Source organism: Spiroplasma endosymbiont of Megaselia nigra (genome assembly GCF_003987485.1).
Lineage (GTDB): Bacteria > Bacillota_I > Bacilli_A > Mycoplasmatales > Mycoplasmataceae > Spiroplasma.
Genome location: NZ_RCOO01000123.1, coordinates 1 through 3,500 on the forward strand (window position 1 = coordinate 1; position 3,500 = coordinate 3,500).

At 24.8% G+C, this 3,500-nt stretch carries 4 protein-coding genes; all 4 read left to right on the forward strand.

The window, feature by feature from the left end:
• Positions 1-780, forward strand: a 780-nt coding sequence (locus D9R21_RS07230) for a hypothetical protein (RefSeq protein WP_158613908.1), incomplete at its 5' end; no start/stop codon positions are given.
• Positions 781-795: 15 nt separating this feature from the next.
• Complete coding sequence (locus D9R21_RS05115; RefSeq protein WP_126821365.1) at positions 796-1,035, forward strand: hypothetical protein; 240 nt, start codon at positions 796-798, stop codon at positions 1,033-1,035.
• Between the two features lie 42 nt (positions 1,036-1,077).
• A complete protein-coding gene (locus D9R21_RS05120; protein ID WP_126821366.1) occupies positions 1,078-2,331 on the forward strand; it encodes a hypothetical protein in 1,254 nt (417 codons plus the stop codon).
• On the forward strand, positions 2,331-3,500 hold a 1,170-nt coding region (locus D9R21_RS05125), incomplete at its 3' end, for a hypothetical protein (RefSeq protein ID WP_148108834.1). The genes D9R21_RS05120 and D9R21_RS05125, both read left to right, overlap by 1 nt.

Here is a 3,500-nt window from a genome sequence, read left to right on the forward strand (position 1 = left end):
GAATTATGATTTAAAACTTTTGCTTTAAGAGCCCAAAATATGATTAATTCTTACTTAAACTATCCATTTTCAAAATTAAAGTTTGAAACATTTAAAGACCCGTTATTAAAGAAAATTTGTATTAATATGGTGTTTATTGCGATTGAGCATTGAACATTTAATCGTATTCCAATTGAGTTTTTTACTTCGGCAAATATGAGTGTTGGTGATATTAATTATTCTTCACAAAATGACCCCATGGCAACATGACAAGGTCTATTGCCTACTTATGCAAAATCATTGGCTAATTTAACAACTTTAAAGAAAATGTTTCGCACTTTTCAAGAAGAAGGTATTGATTTAACGATGATAGATTTAGAAGCATATTATACGCAGTTAGAAGTTGATGCATTACTAGATAAGGTTGTTATAGAAAAAATTAAAGATGATAAACTTATAAAATTAAAAGAAGAAATATTAAATGAATTAAAAAAGTTAATTTCTATTTCAGATTGAGAATTAATTAATTATCCTGAAGCAAACGAAAAATTAAAATTTAAAATTCCAGATTATGATTTAACAAAATATTACTATAAAATATCAATTTCAATAATAGATTATTCATCTGGTAGTCAATTTGTAACATATTATTTTGAAACAATATCACAAAAATCAATATTTACATTTTTAGCAGATAATTCTTATAAAAGAATAACAATTAAGCAAGATGGCTCAATTACAAATGATACAAATAATATTGTTATTAAAGATTTAACAATTAAAAGAAAAAAAATAATTTAGAAAGGAAGTGATTTTATGTCAAAAATAACTATTAAAGATGTAATTATGTTTTTGAAAATCTTTGGGGTTTCATCATTGTTTTTTATTGCAGGAATTATTATTTGTTTTATAGGACCAACTAAATTAGGAATTGGTTGACCTGCATATGTAATTATTGGTGCAATGTTAAATGGTTTTGGGGTTGTTGTTTTAATTATTGAAACTATTAGATTTATCAAAACTCATAACAAACAACAAAGACAAGATAGTATTTAAGATGTTATTAAAAAAAAGATACAAAATAAAGGGGTGATATAAATGGGATTATTACCAGCCAAAAAGAAATTAAAAAAAGAATATGATATTGATAGTTACTATCTTAATTTAGCATCAACGATTAGTAATCGTAAAAATGTTGCTGTTCAAAAACATAATGAAATTTTAGAAAAAAGAATTTGTGAAGATAATGCTAATTTTTTAAATCCACGAGATTTAGAAATTAGCATTTATAATCCACTTACTAATCAACAATTAGATACTAAATTAATTAATAACTTTTTAAAAATGCAAGACTTTACTAATAAGAATTGATATAACGAATATAAAATTAATAAAAATGGTGGGGGTGCCTATTTTATTTTTGCTAATAATTCAAAACTTAATTTTATTACTATTGATTTTTATAATGACCAGTATGATGAATTAGGTAATTTAGTATCTTGCACTTTTGATTATGACCCTTATCTTAAAAATGATCAGAGTGTTTTTATTACTGAAAAATTAGACATTGATTATGTAACTAAACAAGTAAAAGTTATTAGAAAGTTAAAAACAAGATTATACAGTACTATTACCGACTTATATATTGATGATGCTAAATGGAATAATTATACAACTTTACAAAGAGAAGAAATATTGCCACTTAATTTTCTTCCAATTGAAATTATTCCCAATAATCCTAATTTTGAACCTTCTGCTCGTTATGGTAAACAATTTGCTAGTATTTTAGATATTATTGCTGAAAAGATAATGTTAGACCCATTATTAAATAGTGGTAAATTTACCATTAATACTAATGGAGTTACTGGTGTTGTTGACCAAGAAATTAGTAAAATGTTAGCTTCATTTATTGAAAATGACTTGTTATTAGTTGAAGGAGACCCTGATAGTAATTTTCAACCAGTAGACTATATCGCTGGTAATTTTAAAGGTGAGCAATTAACCAAAATATATGATTGATTATTAACTAATTATTATAAAATAAATCGCCATCATGTTCCCGCAATCGCTAAGGGAGCACAACAAACCCAAGCAGAAGTTGCGGGAGTAAATATTCAAACAAACGCATCATACGAACAAATGATATATATTAGAGAAATTAAATTAACTGAATTTATTATTAAATTAATTAAATATGATAATGCGATTTTAAACAGTAGAACATTTAATATTAAAAATATTGATGAGTTAATTGTTGATGTTCGTTTACCAGTAAATGCTATTTTAAACAGACAATTAAAAAACAACGAAACTATTATCAATATACCTAATGAAGAAGGGGGACAAGAATAATGTTAAAACCATCTGAAAAAATGTTAGCACAATTAGCAGAAAATGATGAACCAATTGATTATTCAATTGATAGTATTCCGTTAGATTTTGCTAATCAATCGCAGTACAGCGACCCTGACTTAGAACAATTATTTACTGAAGACCGTGCAAGAACCTTATATATTTATAAAATTAATAATCTTGTTAAAACAAAGGAAAAATCAACCTTAAACTACTCTCAAAATAGCGTTAAAATCGGTTTTATTAACAAAGATGAATATATTAAAATAACTGGTTATGAAATTAGTGACTTTAATTTTAAATTACAAATTCAACAAAACACCACAGTCCAAGATAATAGTACAAGTTATGTTATGATTGATGAAAAAGATATTTTAATTAATGATATTTCAAAACAAGACAAAGAATTTTTAGAAACATTAGACTTAAAAATAGTATCTATTAATGAGCCAATTACAGAAAATAATAAAAATGAATGTTATATCATCGAAGAATATAAACGCCCTTATTCGCCAGATGGAGTTAATATTATTAAATCTACTCATTTAGTTAAAATAACTGATTTTAAGTGAAAAAATCAAAATAGTATTCATTTAGTATTACAAAAATCATTACCAGAAGACACAGTATTTACTGGGATTGAGATTAAATACCCTAAATCAATGTTATTTGGAAATATTAAATGCTGAGGTAATGTTAATGGTTTTTATTCTTATCCACAATCTATTATTCAAAATGCTAGTTTGGTGCCTTTACTATCAATGCCAATTGAAACAAATCCTAATGTACGAATATTTCAATATTGATTTACTGAAAGTTTTTTACCTTGAAGTATTGCAAAAAACTATATTAAAGGAAAAAATATTTTAGAATTATTAAATATAGGTAACCATAGTTCTAATCCACAAAGACAAGTATTTAAAAATGCACGCATTATAAATGCAAAAATTTCATATAGTCATTTAGAAAGCCAAGCACCACCAACATCAAAATATCCTTTAAATAATAAAATTGAAATTAATGAAGAATCTCCTTCAGATATTTATAAATATAGATCAGATAGTTACCCATGATGAACTCATTTAATTTCAGTTGGAATAATTTCAGAAAAACAATATTCAGATATAATAATTGAATTTTCAAAATCACCTTTATATGGAACATTGAAA